Here is a 15,156-nt window from a genome sequence, read left to right on the forward strand (position 1 = left end):
TTTATACGGCTGGTAATATCAAACCAACAACCATTAACCCCCAAAAACAGACACCAATAAGAGTAAAAACCCAGTTGGCCCAACCAAAATGTTTATTTTCCACACCTTCTGGATCATCATTTAAGACATTGACAGTTTTTTGAACAACAACCATAGGCACAATAGAGGTCAATCCAAACAGTATCCAAAAAAGGCTATCAAATAATATATTTTCAGATATTGCAGGGAGTTTATCGCTAACATTTTGTAAAATTTGCAGCACAATATAGTACACGGCTAATGGGCCAGCCATCCATGATGCTTTAATGGATTTAACGTTAGCTTCATTTTTAATAGTAGCGAATAATGAGTAAACAAAAAACACTTGAAATATAGCCCGCAACACCGGAAGACAATCTCGCCCAGCATGTAACTTTTGCGCCGTCCAATGTTTGTAAAACCAATAAAAACTATAAAGGTTTAGCGTACTTACAGACAAAATAATCATTTTACTAATCGCTGTAGTGAAAAACTCTGGCTTGGCTTCTTCACTGTCATTGGAGTCAGTTATGAGTTCAGCTTCGGGAGCTTTATACATATCATCAGTCGGCAAAATAGAGTCCTTTTATTGGGTACTGTAGAGATTAAAGTTTAATTAAGCGGCAAGCATAGGTATCAAAATGGCAGCTAAAATACCTATCAAGAAAAACCCAACCATTATCAAAACACCCCAAAAAGACCATTTTTTTTGTACCCTTTGAAATTCTTCGACACTCTCCCACTTTTTGTTTTGCCAAGCCCACTCTCGACCTTTAATACCCAAGACTATAGCCATAACAAAGCCTATATATGGAATCAATGCTATCAAACCAATCCAGGTAGAGTTCCCGATGGACCAAATCCAGTTAAGTAAAAATGCGCCCCAACTCCAACCTTTTACCCCATCAGGTAATGGGTGGCCTTTCCCCATTCCAGAGTTATTTTCAATTTCGGTATGTAAATTCGCATCCGGGGCGGTATAGACGTTTGATTCAGACAAAATAGATTCCTTATAATTTTATATTTAACTGCGTCCGTATAGTGACTATGACATTATTTTTGCTCTATTGTAAACATGAGCTTACTCCACCTTAGGCAATTAACTTTTTTATAAATGAAGATTGATACGAAACCTTATTACTGTTTATGAAAGCGCAATTAGCAAATCCAATAAAGAGTGAGAGTTAGGGGTAGAGTGATATTGAAAACACCAGGGGCAACAAATTACAGGCATAAAAAAGGCGCTATTTAAGCGCCTTTAATTTTTGTCTTTTAAGACAACAAACAGCTTACTTCTTTTTAAGACCAGCAAAACGTTTGTTGAACTTATCTACACGGCCGCCCGTGTCTACGTTACGTTGCTTACCAGTGTAAAATGGGTGGCAAGACGAACATACGTCTAAGTTAAGTTCTTTTTTCAAAGTAGAACGTACTTTAATTACGTTTCCGCAAGAACACGTTGCTGTCATTTCCTGGTAATCAGGATGGATACCTTCTTTCATGGGTTACCTCTTCGTCAGGCCGCATCGCTATCCAACCCGAAGTTGAACACCATACGAAAATTAAATTAAACACTTTGCACATACCGCAAAGTGGCGCGCATATTAATGTAAGGAACCTAAGGGATCAAGATATTTGTTGTTTTTATCAACAATTGATAGGTTACTCTCTGTAAATATGGACCAGTCACTCTCAGCTAAGATTACGATATAAAAAAGGAAACAGCTTAGAAGTTGTCATTAGCCCTCTTTGTTATATTCCCCATATGTAAGAGGTACGTTGATTAACAATTATTGCAATTTTTTATCAAGAAATAATTTTTTAATATCCGCTAAATTAGTGGGTTTAGAAAATAGATAACCTTGCAATTGGTTGCAACCATGAGCAATTAAATAGTCTGCCTGTAGATTGGTCTCTACTCCCTCTGCACATACTTTTAAATCTAACTGTTTAGCCATTTGAATAATAGACTTAGTAATTAAAGTATTCTTCTTGGAAATACATAAATGATCCACAAACTGCTTATCTATTTTCAAGGTATTAAGGTCAATTTTAGTTAAATAACCCAATGATGAATACCCCGCACCAAAATCGTCTAATGCAATCGAGCACCCCATTCCTCTCAATTGGGAAATAAATTCATTGGCTAATTCAAAATTATCTAAATAAGCAGATTCAGTGACTTCAAACTCAATATTTGAAGCGCTTACTCCATATTGAGCAAACATCTCTTTAATATAATCAACCAAGGCAATATTTTTAATGTCAAAAGCTGATAAATTTAAAGATATAACCAATTGGTTACCATGCAGAGCTATGAGGTGTTCAATTTCTATGCATACTCTCTTAATAACCCATTTTGTTATGGATAAAACCTTACCGCTTTGTTCCGCAATGGGGATAAATTCAGCTGGAGAAATTCCTCCCAAAGCATCACTATTCCATCTAATTAATGCTTCATATCCGACTATATCTCTACTGAAATTCACCTTACCTTGATAGTGAAGGCAGAACTCATCGTACTTAATTGCATTAGCAATTGAGTTAGCAATAAGTAAGCGTCTTTTATGTTCTTCCATCATCTCCGGGATAAATAAAGTGTGTCGACTTCGGCCAGTTAGTTTCGATCTATACATGGCCGTATCAGCGTTACTAATAAATTCGCTAACGTTAAAATTAGAATCGCTGGCTTTTGCAATACCAATACTCACACCAATATGAATTTCCCAGGTTCTAACTTTGAAGGGAACATTCAAATTATTTACCAACCTCTCAGAGATTTGTAATAACTCAATCTCACTTGGTTCATTGTGCAATAAAACTAAAAACTCGTCCCCCCCTATACGGGATATTAAATCACCTTCTCGCAGGCTCAATTTCGTTCGGCGGCAGACTTCTATTAACACTAAATCACCAATTTCGTGACCAAATGAATCATTTACTCCTTTAAAACCATCAAGATCGAAATACATTAAAGTAAGATCCCGCACTTCATCTTGCGCTTCCGTTAGTTCTTTCTTCAAAGTATCCATAAAAAACTGACGGTTGGGTAAACCGGTCAAAGTATCAAAACTAGCTAACTGTTCCATTACTTCTTGTTGTTCCATCAACCTGTCTGTGTATTGTTTGTTTTTTTGCGTTTCTTGATTGATGGTTTCCATCATTAGATTAAGATCAGAGCTCAGAGACGTAACCTCATGTTTTCCCTTGATATTAATTTTTAGAGAATAATCATGAGTTTTTTGAATTTTTTGTGCGATACGAGACAAACGGCTAAGAGGAAAAAACAACCTTTCTTGAACCCAAAGGAGAAAGGAAAATACAACAATTAACAGCAGCAGTGTAATCGGGAGAACCTGCTTAAGAAGACTCTGTTTACTCTTATTTAATGGACCGCTAGAGTCGAGGACAATACGCAAATACCCTAAAGGAAAGAGTTCATCCCCTATTAATTTTAAAGCCACCAATTCGTCTTTATCAACATGAACATCTGGCAGCTTAGTTTTAATCCCTCCATATTGTTCCAACGATTTAGTGTGCAGGTGTGGAAATGCTTTCCCTTGATAACTCTGCAAAGGAAGCCAACTGTTATCATAAATAAACGCATATTTTACATTATCATAGCGGTCTAAACGTAATAACATGGTCGCGAGTTCAAATTCATCAGGTTGTTCTGCTAATAAAGGAACTAGGTCACTTGACATATTTTCAGACAAGGCATCAAGATCCCCCTTTACTGACTCAAAATATAGTTTTTCATGTTCCTGAATTGAAAAATATAAAATAGCTAAACTGACAAAACAAATTGCAATAACGGAAATAGACGAAGTGGTATTTTTAATGGTATTAAATAACATCAGATTCCCTTGCAAAATTCAATACAGTTGTTTCGAACATCGATAATTTAATGCATTATCTGAATGTCATCATATTTTTCGAGTAAGATATTATCGTTAGGTTATTAACAACACAATGCTGGCTAGACTAAAGTTGTAGACTAAGTAACCCTCTAAAAATCTTGTGTCACATATACATTTTATAGCTAAAACAGGTCTTATAATATCTATGGCAATACTTCGTGTCGCCCTACCCATCCCAAAGCGTAGACTATTTGATTACATTTACGAAGGTGTAAAGCCAGAACTAGGCGTAAGAGTGTGTGTTTCCTTTGGTTCCCGCAAGCTAATTGGAGTAATTTGGGAGGTAACATCTGAGTCAGATTGGGATATTGCTAAGTTAAAACCAATTGAACAGGTCATTGACGAGAGACCTGTCTTAGACAAAACGTTGCTAAAATTATGCAACTGGCTAACTCATTATTATAAACACCCAATAGGCGATGTAGTACAAACGGCGTTACCCGTAGCCCTTCGAAAAGGAGAATCTAGCTTACCCAAACCTATCACTTTTTTAACACCCAGTGAGTCAGGTGCAACATTAAAATTAGCTGAATTATCACGAGCTCCCAAACAACAAAAATTATTAAGAAAACTACAAACTACAGAATTAACAAAAAAGACTGCCAATACAAATTTTGGGGCAGCCGCTATCAAAGCTCTGCTAGAAAAAAAATTTATAACACAGGTAGATAAGGCACCAACCTTCGAACCGTGGCAAAAACAACTTACTGTAGTAGACAAACCTGTTCCTAATGTTGAACAAGCTGTGGCCATTAGCTGCATTGAGGGAGCACTTGGACAATACAGCAGTTTTTTATTAGAAGGTATAACAGGAAGCGGTAAAACAGAGGTGTATTTACAAGCCATCGAACCTGTATTGAAACAAGGCAAGCAAGTACTGATCCTAGTACCAGAAATAGGTTTAACACCGCAAACCGTGCACCGTTTTAAGTATCGATTTGGAATAGAGGTAGGGGTTTTACATTCTGGCTTAACTAACCTTGAACGTTTACAAGTGTGGCAACAAAGTAGCAAAGGACAACTTGGTATTGTTATTGGCACTCGATCAGCAATTTTTACTCCTATGCTCAACCCTGGTTTGCTAATTGTTGATGAAGAGCATGATGCATCCTACAAACAACAAGATGGCCTGCGTTACCATGCTAGAGATTTAGCCGTTGTTCGTGCCCATGCAGAAAACATCCCATTAGTGTTAGGTACAGCAACTCCAGCATTAGAAACCCTAAACAATGCCTTAACAGGAAAATACCAGCATTTAACACTTCAACAACGGGCCGGTAATGCCTCAGTGGCTAGTCAACATGTATTTGATATTCGCCAACAACCCATTCAATTTGGCCTAGCTCAAGGCATGCTAGATAGAATCAAGCAGCATTTACAGCAAGGTACTCAAGTGATGCTGTTTATTAATCGCCGAGGTTATGCCCCTGCATTAACTTGTCATCAGTGTGGCCATATTGAGCAATGCAAACGCTGTGACAAACCTTATACTCTTCATAAGCAACTTAATAAGTTGCAATGTCATCATTGTGGTCACGCTAAACCTATTCCTAGACATTGCCAAAATTGTCACTCTGAAGATTTAACCGCTATAGGCGTAGGCACTGAGCAATTAGAACTCGGTCTTGCTGAGTATTTCCCCGAATACAGTAGTATCCGAATCGATAGTGATAGCGCAAGAGGGAAAAACAAACTCGACAAGATGCTAGACAGCATCAACAACAACGAGCATCAAATCTTAATAGGCACCCAAATTTTATCGAAAGGGCATCATTTTCCGAATGTTACCCTTGTATTAATTTTAGATATAGATGGTGCACTTTTTAGCGCAGATTACAGAGCTGCAGAGCATTTAGCGCAGTTAATTACCCAAGTAGCGGGCCGTGCAGGCCGAGCGGAAAAACCCGGTGAAATGTGGTTGCAGACACATGATCCAGCACATCCTTTATTGCAAGATTTAATTAATAATGGCTATGGGCATTTTGCTCGCTATGCCTTGTTAGAAAGGCAACATGCAGCATTGCCTCCTTTCACCTTTCAAGCTCTTTTCAAAGCTCAGGCAATGAGCGCTCAACTCGCTCACGAATTTTTAGCAAATGTAAGAAGCTTTTTTGACCATGCGCTTGATGTATTGTGCATTGGTCCTATTCCATCTTTAATGGAAAAAAGACAAGGTCAATATCGCATGCAACTAGTATTGCAAAGCCCACAGCGTAGCTCATTACAACAAGCATTAGGACAGTTTATACATCAAATCGAAGAACTACCACTTGCCAGTAAAGTACGTTGGTCGCTTGATATCGACCCTCAAGACTTTAGTTAATCCTTAAAAATAATAAAGATACTGATTGAGGAAAATGTCAGTAAAGGTAAAATAACACGTCGTCTCTCTTCCTGTTTTCGGATATATCAGTTTCATGGCTCCTAAAGATTACGTGGCTCGTGGCCGTAATAAAAAACCGGCCCCCCCGCCTCCTAAAGCGTCATTACCTTGGCTAAGAATCATCATCACGTTTAGCTTACTAGGCTTATTCGCTTATTTTTTATGGAGTATTAAGGGTAAAGCGCCTGATAACCAAACAGAAGTAGCTGCCTCAAAACAGACTCACACTTTAGAAGACACCGAAGCGCTGCCCGAAATACCCGATGAAGAATGGGAGTTCATAAAGACACTGCCTGAATACACAGTAGAAATTGAACAGCAAGAGCAAGACCAACCTATAGTGCAAAGGCTAATGCAATGTGGTTCGTTTAGACAAGAACACCAAGCACAAGAGCTTAAAGCTAAAATTGCATTTCAAGGTTTAGAGGCACAAGTACGCTCAAGTAAAGGTTCTTCTGGCTTGTGGTATCGAGTCATTTTAGGCCCTTATGACAGCAAACGTCTGGCTGAAAAAGATCGACACACCCTACAAAGAGCTAAAATTATTGGCTGTAAGATTTGGAACTGGAATTTAAACTAGTCATGCAAGAAAACAGCACACTTAGGTGTGCTGCTTAAAATTGACGACTTAAATTAAGGTATTGATTAACTTGGAAAAGCAAAGCTCACACCTTCGCGCACACCACTTGAAGGCCACCTTTGAGTAATGGTTTTTCGCTTAGTATAAAACCTAACGCCGTCTGGGCCATAGGCATGCAAATCACCAAACAATGAACGCTTCCAGCCACCAAAACTATGGTAAGCCACAGGTACAGGTAGAGGGACATTAATTCCTACCATTCCCACTTGAATATTATCTGAGAAGTACCTAGCCGCTTCACCATCACGAGTAAAGATACATGTACCATTACCGTATTCATGGTCATCAATTAACTGCATGGCTTGTTGCATAGTGTCTACGCGAATAACTTGTAACACAGGGCCAAATATCTCAGCCTTGTAGCTGTCCATATCTTTGGTGACGCCATCAATTAAAGTGGCGCCGATAAAGAAACCATTATCGTAACCTTCAACTTTAGTATTTCGGCCATCGACTACAATTTTAGCGCCTTGTTGCTCAGCACTCGCTAAATAACCGCTCACCTTATCTCGGTGCTGACAACTAATCAGCGGCCCAAAGTCGTTGCTCGCATCTGTGTAAGCCCCTACTTTCAATCCAGTCATCGCTTGTTGCATTTTGTCTACTAAAGTATCGCCAGCTTTGTCGCCAACCGCTACAACTACAGACAGAGCCATACAACGCTCTCCAGATGATCCAAAGGCCGCGCCTAATAACTGATTAACGGCGTTATCCATATCAGCATCAGGCATTACAATAGCGTGATTTTTAGCACCACCTAACGCCTGACAACGTTTACCGGCAGCGTTAGCTGTAGTGTAAATATATTCTGCTATAGGTGTAGAGCCAACAAAACTCACAGCCTTTACTGTTGGATTAGTCAGCAACTCGTCTACCGCTTCTTTATCCCCATTCACTACATTCATAACGCCATCTGGCAAGCCTGCATCTTTTAGCAACTTTGCAATGAATAGTGTTGAGCTAGGCGCACGTTCAGAAGGTTTAAGAACAAAGGTATTTCCGCACACTATTGCTAACGGAAACATCCATAACGGCACCATAGCAGGGAAATTAAACGGGGTAATGCCGGTCACCACACCCAAAGGTTGAAACTCACTCCATGAATCAATATTTGGGCCTACATTTCTACTATGCTCACCTTTTAGTAATTGTGGCGCACCACAGGCAAACTCAACATTCTCAATACCTCTTTGAATTTCGCCAGCCGCATCATGGCTAATCTTGCCGTGCTCTTGACCAATCAATTCCGCAATATGCTCAGCATTGTCTTCAAGTAATTGCTTAAATTTAAACATCACCCTCGCCCGCTTCAATACCGGAGTATTTCGCCATGCAGGAAACGCTGCTTGAGCAGTATCGATTGCCTCTTGAACAGTTTCTGTCGATGCCAATAAAACCTGCTTATCGACAGTACCTGTAGCAGGGTTAGTAACATCTTGTGTTCGCCCTGAAGGAGTGACTATTTCTCCTCTAATAAAATGCCCAATAGTTGTCATAATTTTTCCTCAAACACAGCGCTACCCATAACCCAAATAAGGTCAATGGCAAACTAGGTAGTCTTATTAATAGAATGAAGCTTACCGACAATTTTCGTTTTCTATTTATGTGCACTGTCGGCAATCTTTTTATTTAAAGTAGATTAGTCACTACTTTTGGTAAGGTGGTGGTAACCACGGTTGTAATAAACGAGCGCCCCAGCCTGTTCTTTTTGCTTGATACCTACCACTTCACAGATAATAACATCGTGCGTAGCGACACTTTTCATTTCCACAATATTGCAATCAAAGGACACTGCAGACTCATCTAAAACCGGTGAGCCAGTGACTAGGGTTTTCCAAGTGCCCTGTGCAAAACGTTCAGACATGGGCGCTTTTCCGCCAAATAGATTTGATAAATTATCTTGCCCTGCGTCTAAGGTATTTACCACCAAACTGCTAGCGTTCTCGAAGGTTTTATAAACAGAAGCCCCGCGGTTTAAACACACCAATAAAGTAGGTGGGTTATCACTCACACTGCATACGGCCGTAGCTGTAAAACCCGCTTTGTCTTGACTTGAACCTGTGGTCACAACGCTAACTGTACCTGGTAAGGCTGACATGCCCTGTCTAAATTCATCTCCAGAAATACACGGCGCTGTGTTCTCTAGTATCACTTCTTTTAATGCGCTCATGATGAGTCTCCTAGCTTAATATGTTTGTGTTATACGATTTTGCAGGCCTGCTCAAAGGCTAAGCGAGGCAGACGTTTATGCACTTTTTCGCTGTCGCCATAGCCAAGGTTAATCAAAAAGTTAACCTTCCATGTACTGTCTGCGAAAAATGTTTCATCTAATAATTTGGGGTTAAACCCAGACATAGCGCCGCAATCTAACCCTAAGGCACGGGCGGCACTGATTAGATAAGCTCCTTGAAGTGAGCTGTTACGCATAGCTGTTTCATAAGCCGCTTCTGGGCTACCAGTAAACCAACTTTTAGCATCGGCGTAAGGAAACAAAGTCGGTAGCTCTTCATAAAATTCTTCATCGTAGGCAACAATCACCGTACAAGGAGCCGACATAGTTTTATCTAAATTACCGCTCGATATGGTAGGCTTTAATTTTTCTTTACCCTCGGCAGACGTCACAAATACAAAACGTGCTGGGCTGCAGTTAGCTGACGTAGAGCCTAGCTTAACCATGTCATATAATTGAGTTAACAACGCTTCAGGAATAGGTTTATCTTGCCAGTTTGAGTGGGTATGCGCGTCGTAAAAGAGTTGCGAAAGTGCTGCATCGTCTAAAGGTGTTGTCATGGTTAATGTTCCAAAATTTGTTTTATTGATTTAAAAATTAGTGAGATAAAAATGTAAGTAGTTTATCGTTGAATACATCTGGGGTAGTAACCGTACAAGCATGTCCCCCATATTCATAAACTGCCAACTCTGCATTAGGTAAGAAGCCTGCTAGCACTTCAGATCTTTGCCAAGGCACCAACATATCGTCTTTGTTAGCAACGATTAAAGTAGGGGTAGTAATGCTTGCGATATCAGCCTCTATATCAAACTCACTTAAAGCTTGTATTCTTGCTAGTAGGTTGTGTTTGTCAGGAAAAGACCCAAGCATATGTTGTTCTTCTTGCTCTAGCATGTCGATATTTTGCATAATCCAATCTGGTGGATACAAAAATAAAGCTTGGGCCTGCAAGTACATCAGAGGCGGGCTATTATCTAATAAAGATTTTCTTACCCTAAAGCAACGTAAACTGTGTTCATTGGGACTACTCCACGCATTAATTAACACCAAACTTTGTAGAAATTCAGGGCGTTCCAAAGCAATTTGTAAGCCCACTAACCCTCCCAAAGCATGGCCTACAAAATGGCAATGGCTCACATCTATGCTATCTAATAATGTTAATAACTCAATTGCCATTAACTGAATTGAATACTCGTCAGGTAAAACTTCTGGGCTGCGGCCGGTACCATTTTGATCATAGACAATTACACGAAAACTGCTTTCTAAAGCGGGTAATTGAGCTCTCCAAAAGTGGGCTGAGCCCCCTAGTCCAGAACTCAAAACAATAGTTGGCGCATCTGGGTTCTGAGAACCCAGTATTTCAAAATACATGTTTCAACCTTATTACACATTTAGCATTTGCATCGCTTAGTTTAAGACTAAGCTGCGCTATTCTGTAAAGCATTAACCGATGTGAGCAATACTTGCTATTTCGACCAGTGCATCGGGTTTTACCAAGCCACATTGAATACAGTATCGAGCCGGCTTTTCGCCTGGGAAATACTCAGCGTACACTTTGTTTAACGCTGGGTAATCATCCCAATTTGTCAGCATGATGGTGTTAAAGGTCACATCATCCATAGTGCCACCAGCGGCTTCCACCACACTTTTAATAGTTTCAAGAACATGCCGAGTTTGCGCTTCAGCATCACCCACATGCACTACATTATTGTCTTTATCAAAGGCTAACGTACCTGATACGTACAAAATGTTATCAGCCATTGAGCCAGGTACATAAGGAGCAAGAGGTTTACCTGTTCCCGGCGGAATAATTGATGTTTTACTCATAAAATTTACCTTTAATGTTGATATTGTAAGTATTTAAGTAATTTGCTCTAGGCAAGTACTTCACAGAATTCTTCAACGCTAGACACCCAGCCAAAAAAAGTCGCAATATTAAAAAGAGCTGACTCTTGGATCATATCTGAACCCGCTTGATAGGTAGCATCAGCCAATACAACGCCAAAATACTCTAAGAAAAACCCATCTCGTAAGGTTGATTCCACACAGACATTGGTAGCAATACCAGTAAACACTAAGTTACGAATGCCACGACTACGCATCATGCTATCCAGGTTAGTGTTAAAGAATCCGCTATAACGAGTTTTAGGGATAATGATATCTCCCTCTTGAGGAGTTAGCTCATCAACCAGCTCGTAATCCCAGGTACCTTTTGCTAACAGTGTGCCCATAAGCTCAGGGGTTTTACGCATGGTTTTTAAAGCATTAGATTTATACCAATTTGGAGAGCCGGGGCCGCCAGCTTCAGCATATTTGTTGTCCCAACCATTTTGGAAAAACACGATAGGCATTTTAGCTTTTCTAGCAGCAGCGATCGCTTTGGCCGTTTGTGCAATAACAGGGCCTGTACTTGAAATATCAAAGCCCGCCTTATCCAAATAACCATTTTTACTAGCGTAAGCATTTTGCATATCTACAACTATTAGCGCAGTTTCGGTAACATCAAAGGCTAAAGGCTCTGGCTTAGCAGGCAATATAATTTCATTAGGCTTATCGCCAGTACAATAACCAGCAATGGGCAGTTCTGTAACATCAGACATTATTCACCTACCGCGGCTTTGATGTGTTGACGAGACTTCATAAGTGGTTGAATCTTTTCTCCGAAATCATCCATGCCTTGGATAAAGTCATCAAAAGTTAGGAGCACACCCTCACAACCCGGCACAGTATCAATTTCGTCTAACATGGCAGCAACTGAAGCATAAGAGCCTACTAACGTCCCCATATTTAGGTTAACTGCTGACGTAGGATCAGTCATATCCCTAATATTGGTATCTTTTCCTGATTTTTTATCTGCGGCGCCCTGTTGAGTCATCCAATCTAAAGCAGATTGGTCTTTACCATCTTTATACATTTGCCATTTAGCCATGGCTTTCTCATCAGTTTCGTCGGCAATAACCATAATCAATACTACCGAACCAACCTTTCTGCCTTTTTCGTCTGCCACAACTTTTAACCGCTCTGCCGTAGGGGCAAAAGCAGTTGGTGTATTGACACCCTTTCCAAAACAAAAATTGTAGTCTGCATGTTCAGCCGAAAACTCCATACCTGCAGCACTTTGACCGGCACAAATAATAGGAATTTTTGATTCTGGCATGGGCTTCATGTGGCAATCATCCATTTTAAAATGTTCGCCTTTAAAGTCACTGCTTCCGGTTTCCCACAACTCTTTACAGACTTTGATGTACTCACCCAAGTATTCGTAACGATTAGAGAAAAACTCATCTCCAGGCCACATACCCATTTGTGAGTACTCAGGGCGTTGCCAACCAGTAATTAGGTTTACACCAAAACGGCCGTGAGAAATTGAATCGATAGTGGCAGCCATTCGCGCAACAATGGCTGGCGGCATCACTAAGGTGGCGGCAGTTGCATATAATTTAATTTTCGAGGTAACCGCAGCTAAACCAGCCATTAGTGTGAACGACTCTAGGTTATAATCCCAAAACTCAGTTTCGCCCCCAAACCCTCTCAATTTAATCATTGATAAGGCAAAATCCATGTCATATTGCTCTGCTTTTTTCACCACCTCTTTGTTCAAATCAAAACTAGGTTTGTATTGAGGTGAAGTCTTAGAAATTAACCAGCCATTGTTGCCAATTGGAATAAATACGCCTACGTCCACTATTGCCTCACTTATTTTTTGATTATCTTTGCTACGTACAACTAACTAAATTTATAAGTAACAAGGTGACAGTTATAACTGCTTAGTTGTTAAACAATAATTAGACACAGCACAATTCAGACCAAATGGTAAAAAACCATAAATAACAGACAGATAGCAGAAAAAAGCATAAAATACGGACCAAACAGTCCACAATGTTGCGTGATATTCGTGCAACAACGCACAAAAAAAAGGCGGGCTATAAAAACACCATGAGCCTAGATTATTTTAATTAAGGATATTAGAATTCAAGAGAACCAATAAAAGGATTCATTTACCTTGTCACCGGAAAAAATAACTGCTAATTCAAAGGCATCCCAAACATTAAATGGCCGAACTAAACGTAGTAGAGCCAAACTAGATAAAAAGAATGCCATTATGCAGGCCGCTTTAGAGCTGTTTTCACGCCATGGTGTAAAAGGCACCAGAGTTGAGAAAATAGCCGCGTTAGCCAAGGTATCTAAAACTAACTTACTCTATTATTTCAATAGTAAAGAGCAACTCTACTTAGAAGTGATGCAGCATTTGTTGGAAGTGTGGCTTGCACCTTTAGCCAGTTTTAACGAAGAGCAAGACGCACTTGAAACTATTAATAATTATATAAAAGTAAAACTGGAGTTATCACGGGATCACCCAGCAGAGTCTAGGTTGTTTTGCATGGAAATGCTGCACGGTGCACCCTTACTAGAAGATCAGCTAAAGTCTCCATTAAAGGAACTGGTTGATTCAAAAGCTGCGGTTATTAATGCTTGGATTGCAGCAGGAAAGCTAGCGCCTGTAGACCCATACCACTTAATTTTCACTATATGGTCAACCACCCAACACTATGCAGATTTTCGTGTTCAAATCGAATCCATAACCAGTAAAAACCTTGATGACCCAGCTTTTTTCGAAAGTACTCTTAGCAACCTACAAAACATCATTATGCAAGGTGTACGGCCTAACTGAAGTAAATGAGATAAATCAAAGAAATTACAAATATTCATGAAACCAGTCGGTTAATTCTTTAATCGCTAGCGGTTTGGTTTCTGAACTCCAGCCATGCCCTTCCCCTTTATAAATACTCAACTTATGAGGGTGCGCTAATTTAGTTAACACTTTATCTAACCAAATAGCATTGGCCACATTAACCTTTTTATCTTCATCGCCATGTTGTAATAAAATAGGGACTGATTTATTCAATTTATCAGCCCATTTCAAGACAGAGCGCTTCTCTAATTCTGCAGCTTTATTAGTGTCATAATTGGGGATTCTGATTTTATAGACCTTTTCCATTTCAGCTCTATTTTCAAGCTCTTTTAATAAATCACTTGCTCCCATGACACTCGCTACAGCCTTAACATTTGGCATATGTTGTAAAGCTAAAAATGTTTGCATCCCCCCTCTACTACTACCGTACATACCGATTCTAGACACATCTACATTTTCAATGTTAGGAATAAAGTCCATAAGTTTCAGAACATCATCAACATCAGCGCCGCCAAACTCGTCATACTCACCAGGCTTTACATCGTCATCAAAAGCTCCCCTATATTGGCTGCCAATGATGGCAAAACCTTGCTCAGCTACGGGAAATAAGTTATTTAACATTGCTCCAAAAACCACTGCACCATAACGTCCATTACCACCACGGTTATAAATTAAAACAGGTAAATTTTCTTGGTTTTTAGGTTTAATTAAATAGCCATCAACAAACACACCATCGACCTTGTATTTAAAAGTAATACACTCTAAAGACACTTTATAATTGTCAAAACTAGACTTCGAGAAAAGCGTTTGAAGCCTACTCATTCTCTTTTCAAGCGCCTCCGGTGTCTTTGCTTTGCGTTGATTCATTTTTTTAAGCATTTGCATCCATGATGAATAACTTTCAAACGGCCCTCTGTAACAAGACTGAGTGGCGACAATATCTGGATGTGTGAAATGAATTTCAGCATAAGAAAAATCATGTATACACATGTTGATGAGCAACAAAAAAATAAGTATTTTTAACATTAAAAGTCCATTTAATTATAAAACTGATGCAGTAATCACAGTGAATACAAATTTACATTAGTGGGGTCGTCAGTCAAGCCACATTCACGACAAACTGAATACTGTGCTACCTATAGCCAAGAAGCTAGGTTCCGCCAAAGCAATTGATAAGCAAATAGAGACAATCCTTGAAAAACAATCAATACTCCCCACATCTAATCCATCTGGCAGCGTTTTAAAATATTAAAGCGCCATAGCCCACTCTTA

The 15,156-nt window shown here is 39.6% G+C and carries 15 protein-coding genes; 3 read left to right on the plus strand and 12 right to left on the minus strand.

The window, feature by feature from the left end:
- Position 1: 1 nt before the first annotated feature.
- The 4 genes from ABJD71_RS17090 to ABJD71_RS17105 form a co-directional block, all read right to left on the minus strand.
- The gene (locus ABJD71_RS17090; RefSeq protein WP_348172285.1) at positions 2-592 is read right to left on the minus strand and encodes a hypothetical protein; all 591 of its coding nucleotides are present in this window, start codon (positions 590-592) and stop codon (positions 2-4) included.
- Positions 593-634: 42 nt separating this feature from the next.
- Positions 635-1,018 carry a hypothetical protein gene (locus tag ABJD71_RS17095; protein WP_348113496.1) on the minus strand — a complete coding sequence of 128 codons (384 nt, stop codon included), beginning with the start codon at positions 1,016-1,018 and terminating at the stop codon, positions 635-637.
- A gap of 289 nt (positions 1,019-1,307) precedes the next feature.
- Positions 1,308-1,520, minus strand: a complete 213-nt coding sequence (gene rpmE, locus ABJD71_RS17100; RefSeq protein ID WP_348172288.1) for a 50S ribosomal protein L31 — start codon at positions 1,518-1,520, stop codon at positions 1,308-1,310.
- Between the two features lie 288 nt (positions 1,521-1,808).
- Positions 1,809-3,875, minus strand: coding sequence for an EAL domain-containing protein (locus ABJD71_RS17105; RefSeq protein ID WP_348172291.1), 2,067 nt, complete (start codon positions 3,873-3,875; stop codon positions 1,809-1,811).
- A gap of 208 nt (positions 3,876-4,083) precedes the next feature.
- On the opposite strand from ABJD71_RS17105, the gene priA reads away from it, so the two are divergent.
- A complete protein-coding gene (priA, locus tag ABJD71_RS17110; protein WP_348172294.1) occupies positions 4,084-6,261 on the plus strand; it encodes a primosomal protein N' in 2,178 nt (725 codons plus the stop codon).
- 94 nt (positions 6,262-6,355) lie between these two features.
- Positions 6,356-6,901, plus strand: a complete 546-nt coding sequence (locus tag ABJD71_RS17115) for an SPOR domain-containing protein (protein WP_348172297.1) — start codon at positions 6,356-6,358, stop codon at positions 6,899-6,901.
- A 65-nt stretch (positions 6,902-6,966) separates the two neighbouring features.
- Here the strand turns inward: ABJD71_RS17115 and ABJD71_RS17120 are convergent, their stop codons facing one another.
- The 7 genes from ABJD71_RS17120 to rutA all read right to left on the minus strand — a co-directional run bounded on the left by ABJD71_RS17120 (position 6,967) and on the right by rutA (position 12,876).
- Positions 6,967-8,457 (minus strand): CoA-acylating methylmalonate-semialdehyde dehydrogenase, encoded by a 1,491-nt coding sequence (locus tag ABJD71_RS17120; RefSeq protein ID WP_348172300.1) that lies wholly within the window; start codon positions 8,455-8,457, stop codon positions 6,967-6,969.
- Between the two features lie 143 nt (positions 8,458-8,600).
- The gene (locus ABJD71_RS17125) at positions 8,601-9,131 is read right to left on the minus strand and encodes a flavin reductase (protein ID WP_348172303.1); all 531 of its coding nucleotides are present in this window, start codon (positions 9,129-9,131) and stop codon (positions 8,601-8,603) included.
- A 29-nt stretch (positions 9,132-9,160) separates the two neighbouring features.
- Positions 9,161-9,751 (minus strand): malonic semialdehyde reductase, encoded by a 591-nt coding sequence (locus ABJD71_RS17130; protein ID WP_348113503.1) that lies wholly within the window; start codon positions 9,749-9,751, stop codon positions 9,161-9,163.
- A 37-nt stretch (positions 9,752-9,788) separates the two neighbouring features.
- Complete coding sequence (gene rutD / locus ABJD71_RS17135; protein ID WP_348172306.1) at positions 9,789-10,562, minus strand: pyrimidine utilization protein D; 774 nt, start codon at positions 10,560-10,562, stop codon at positions 9,789-9,791.
- A 72-nt stretch (positions 10,563-10,634) separates the two neighbouring features.
- Entirely contained in the window at positions 10,635-11,018 is a 384-nt protein-coding gene (gene rutC, locus ABJD71_RS17140) for a pyrimidine utilization protein C (RefSeq protein ID WP_348172309.1), read from the minus strand.
- 47 nt (positions 11,019-11,065) lie between these two features.
- Positions 11,066-11,791, minus strand: coding sequence for a pyrimidine utilization protein B (gene rutB, locus ABJD71_RS17145; RefSeq protein WP_348172312.1), 726 nt, complete (start codon positions 11,789-11,791; stop codon positions 11,066-11,068).
- The gene (gene rutA, locus ABJD71_RS17150) at positions 11,791-12,876 is read right to left on the minus strand and encodes a pyrimidine utilization protein A (protein WP_348172315.1); all 1,086 of its coding nucleotides are present in this window, start codon (positions 12,874-12,876) and stop codon (positions 11,791-11,793) included. The genes rutB and rutA overlap by 1 nt, the downstream gene beginning before the upstream one ends.
- 318 nt (positions 12,877-13,194) lie before the next feature.
- Between rutA and rutR the strand changes: the two genes are divergently transcribed.
- Positions 13,195-13,863 carry an HTH-type transcriptional regulator RutR gene (gene rutR / locus ABJD71_RS17155; protein ID WP_348172318.1) on the plus strand — a complete coding sequence of 223 codons (669 nt, stop codon included), beginning with the start codon at positions 13,195-13,197 and terminating at the stop codon, positions 13,861-13,863.
- 24 nt (positions 13,864-13,887) lie between these two features.
- On the opposite strand, the gene ABJD71_RS17160 is transcribed toward rutR, so the two are convergent.
- The gene (locus ABJD71_RS17160) at positions 13,888-14,910 is read right to left on the minus strand and encodes a prolyl oligopeptidase family serine peptidase (RefSeq protein WP_348172321.1); all 1,023 of its coding nucleotides are present in this window, start codon (positions 14,908-14,910) and stop codon (positions 13,888-13,890) included.
- Positions 14,911-15,156 lie beyond the last annotated feature (246 nt).

Origin of the sequence: Paraglaciecola sp. (assembly GCF_039943935.1) — a bacterium.
GTDB lineage: Bacteria > Pseudomonadota > Gammaproteobacteria > Enterobacterales > Alteromonadaceae > Paraglaciecola.

Coding starts and splice junctions, on each gene's coding strand:
- rpmE (WP_348172288.1), bottom strand. CDS start 1,520: ATGAAAGAAGGTATCCATCCTGATTACCAGGAAATGACAGCAACGTGT.
- ABJD71_RS17130 (WP_348113503.1), bottom strand. CDS start 9,751: ATGACAACACCTTTAGACGATGCAGCACTTTCGCAACTCTTTTACGAC.
- ABJD71_RS17115 (WP_348172297.1), top strand. CDS start 6,356: ATGGCTCCTAAAGATTACGTGGCTCGTGGCCGTAATAAAAAACCGGCC.
- ABJD71_RS17160 (WP_348172321.1), bottom strand. CDS start 14,910: ATGTTAAAAATACTTATTTTTTTGTTGCTCATCAACATGTGTATACAT.
- priA (WP_348172294.1), top strand. CDS start 4,084: ATGGCAATACTTCGTGTCGCCCTACCCATCCCAAAGCGTAGACTATTT.
- rutC (WP_348172309.1), bottom strand. CDS start 11,018: ATGAGTAAAACATCAATTATTCCGCCGGGAACAGGTAAACCTCTTGCT.
- ABJD71_RS17105 (WP_348172291.1), bottom strand. CDS start 3,875: ATGTTATTTAATACCATTAAAAATACCACTTCGTCTATTTCCGTTATT.
- ABJD71_RS17125 (WP_348172303.1), bottom strand. CDS start 9,131: ATGAGCGCATTAAAAGAAGTGATACTAGAGAACACAGCGCCGTGTATT.
- rutD (WP_348172306.1), bottom strand. CDS start 10,562: ATGTATTTTGAAATACTGGGTTCTCAGAACCCAGATGCGCCAACTATT.
- rutB (WP_348172312.1), bottom strand. CDS start 11,791: ATGTCTGATGTTACAGAACTGCCCATTGCTGGTTATTGTACTGGCGAT.
- ABJD71_RS17120 (WP_348172300.1), bottom strand. CDS start 8,457: ATGACAACTATTGGGCATTTTATTAGAGGAGAAATAGTCACTCCTTCA.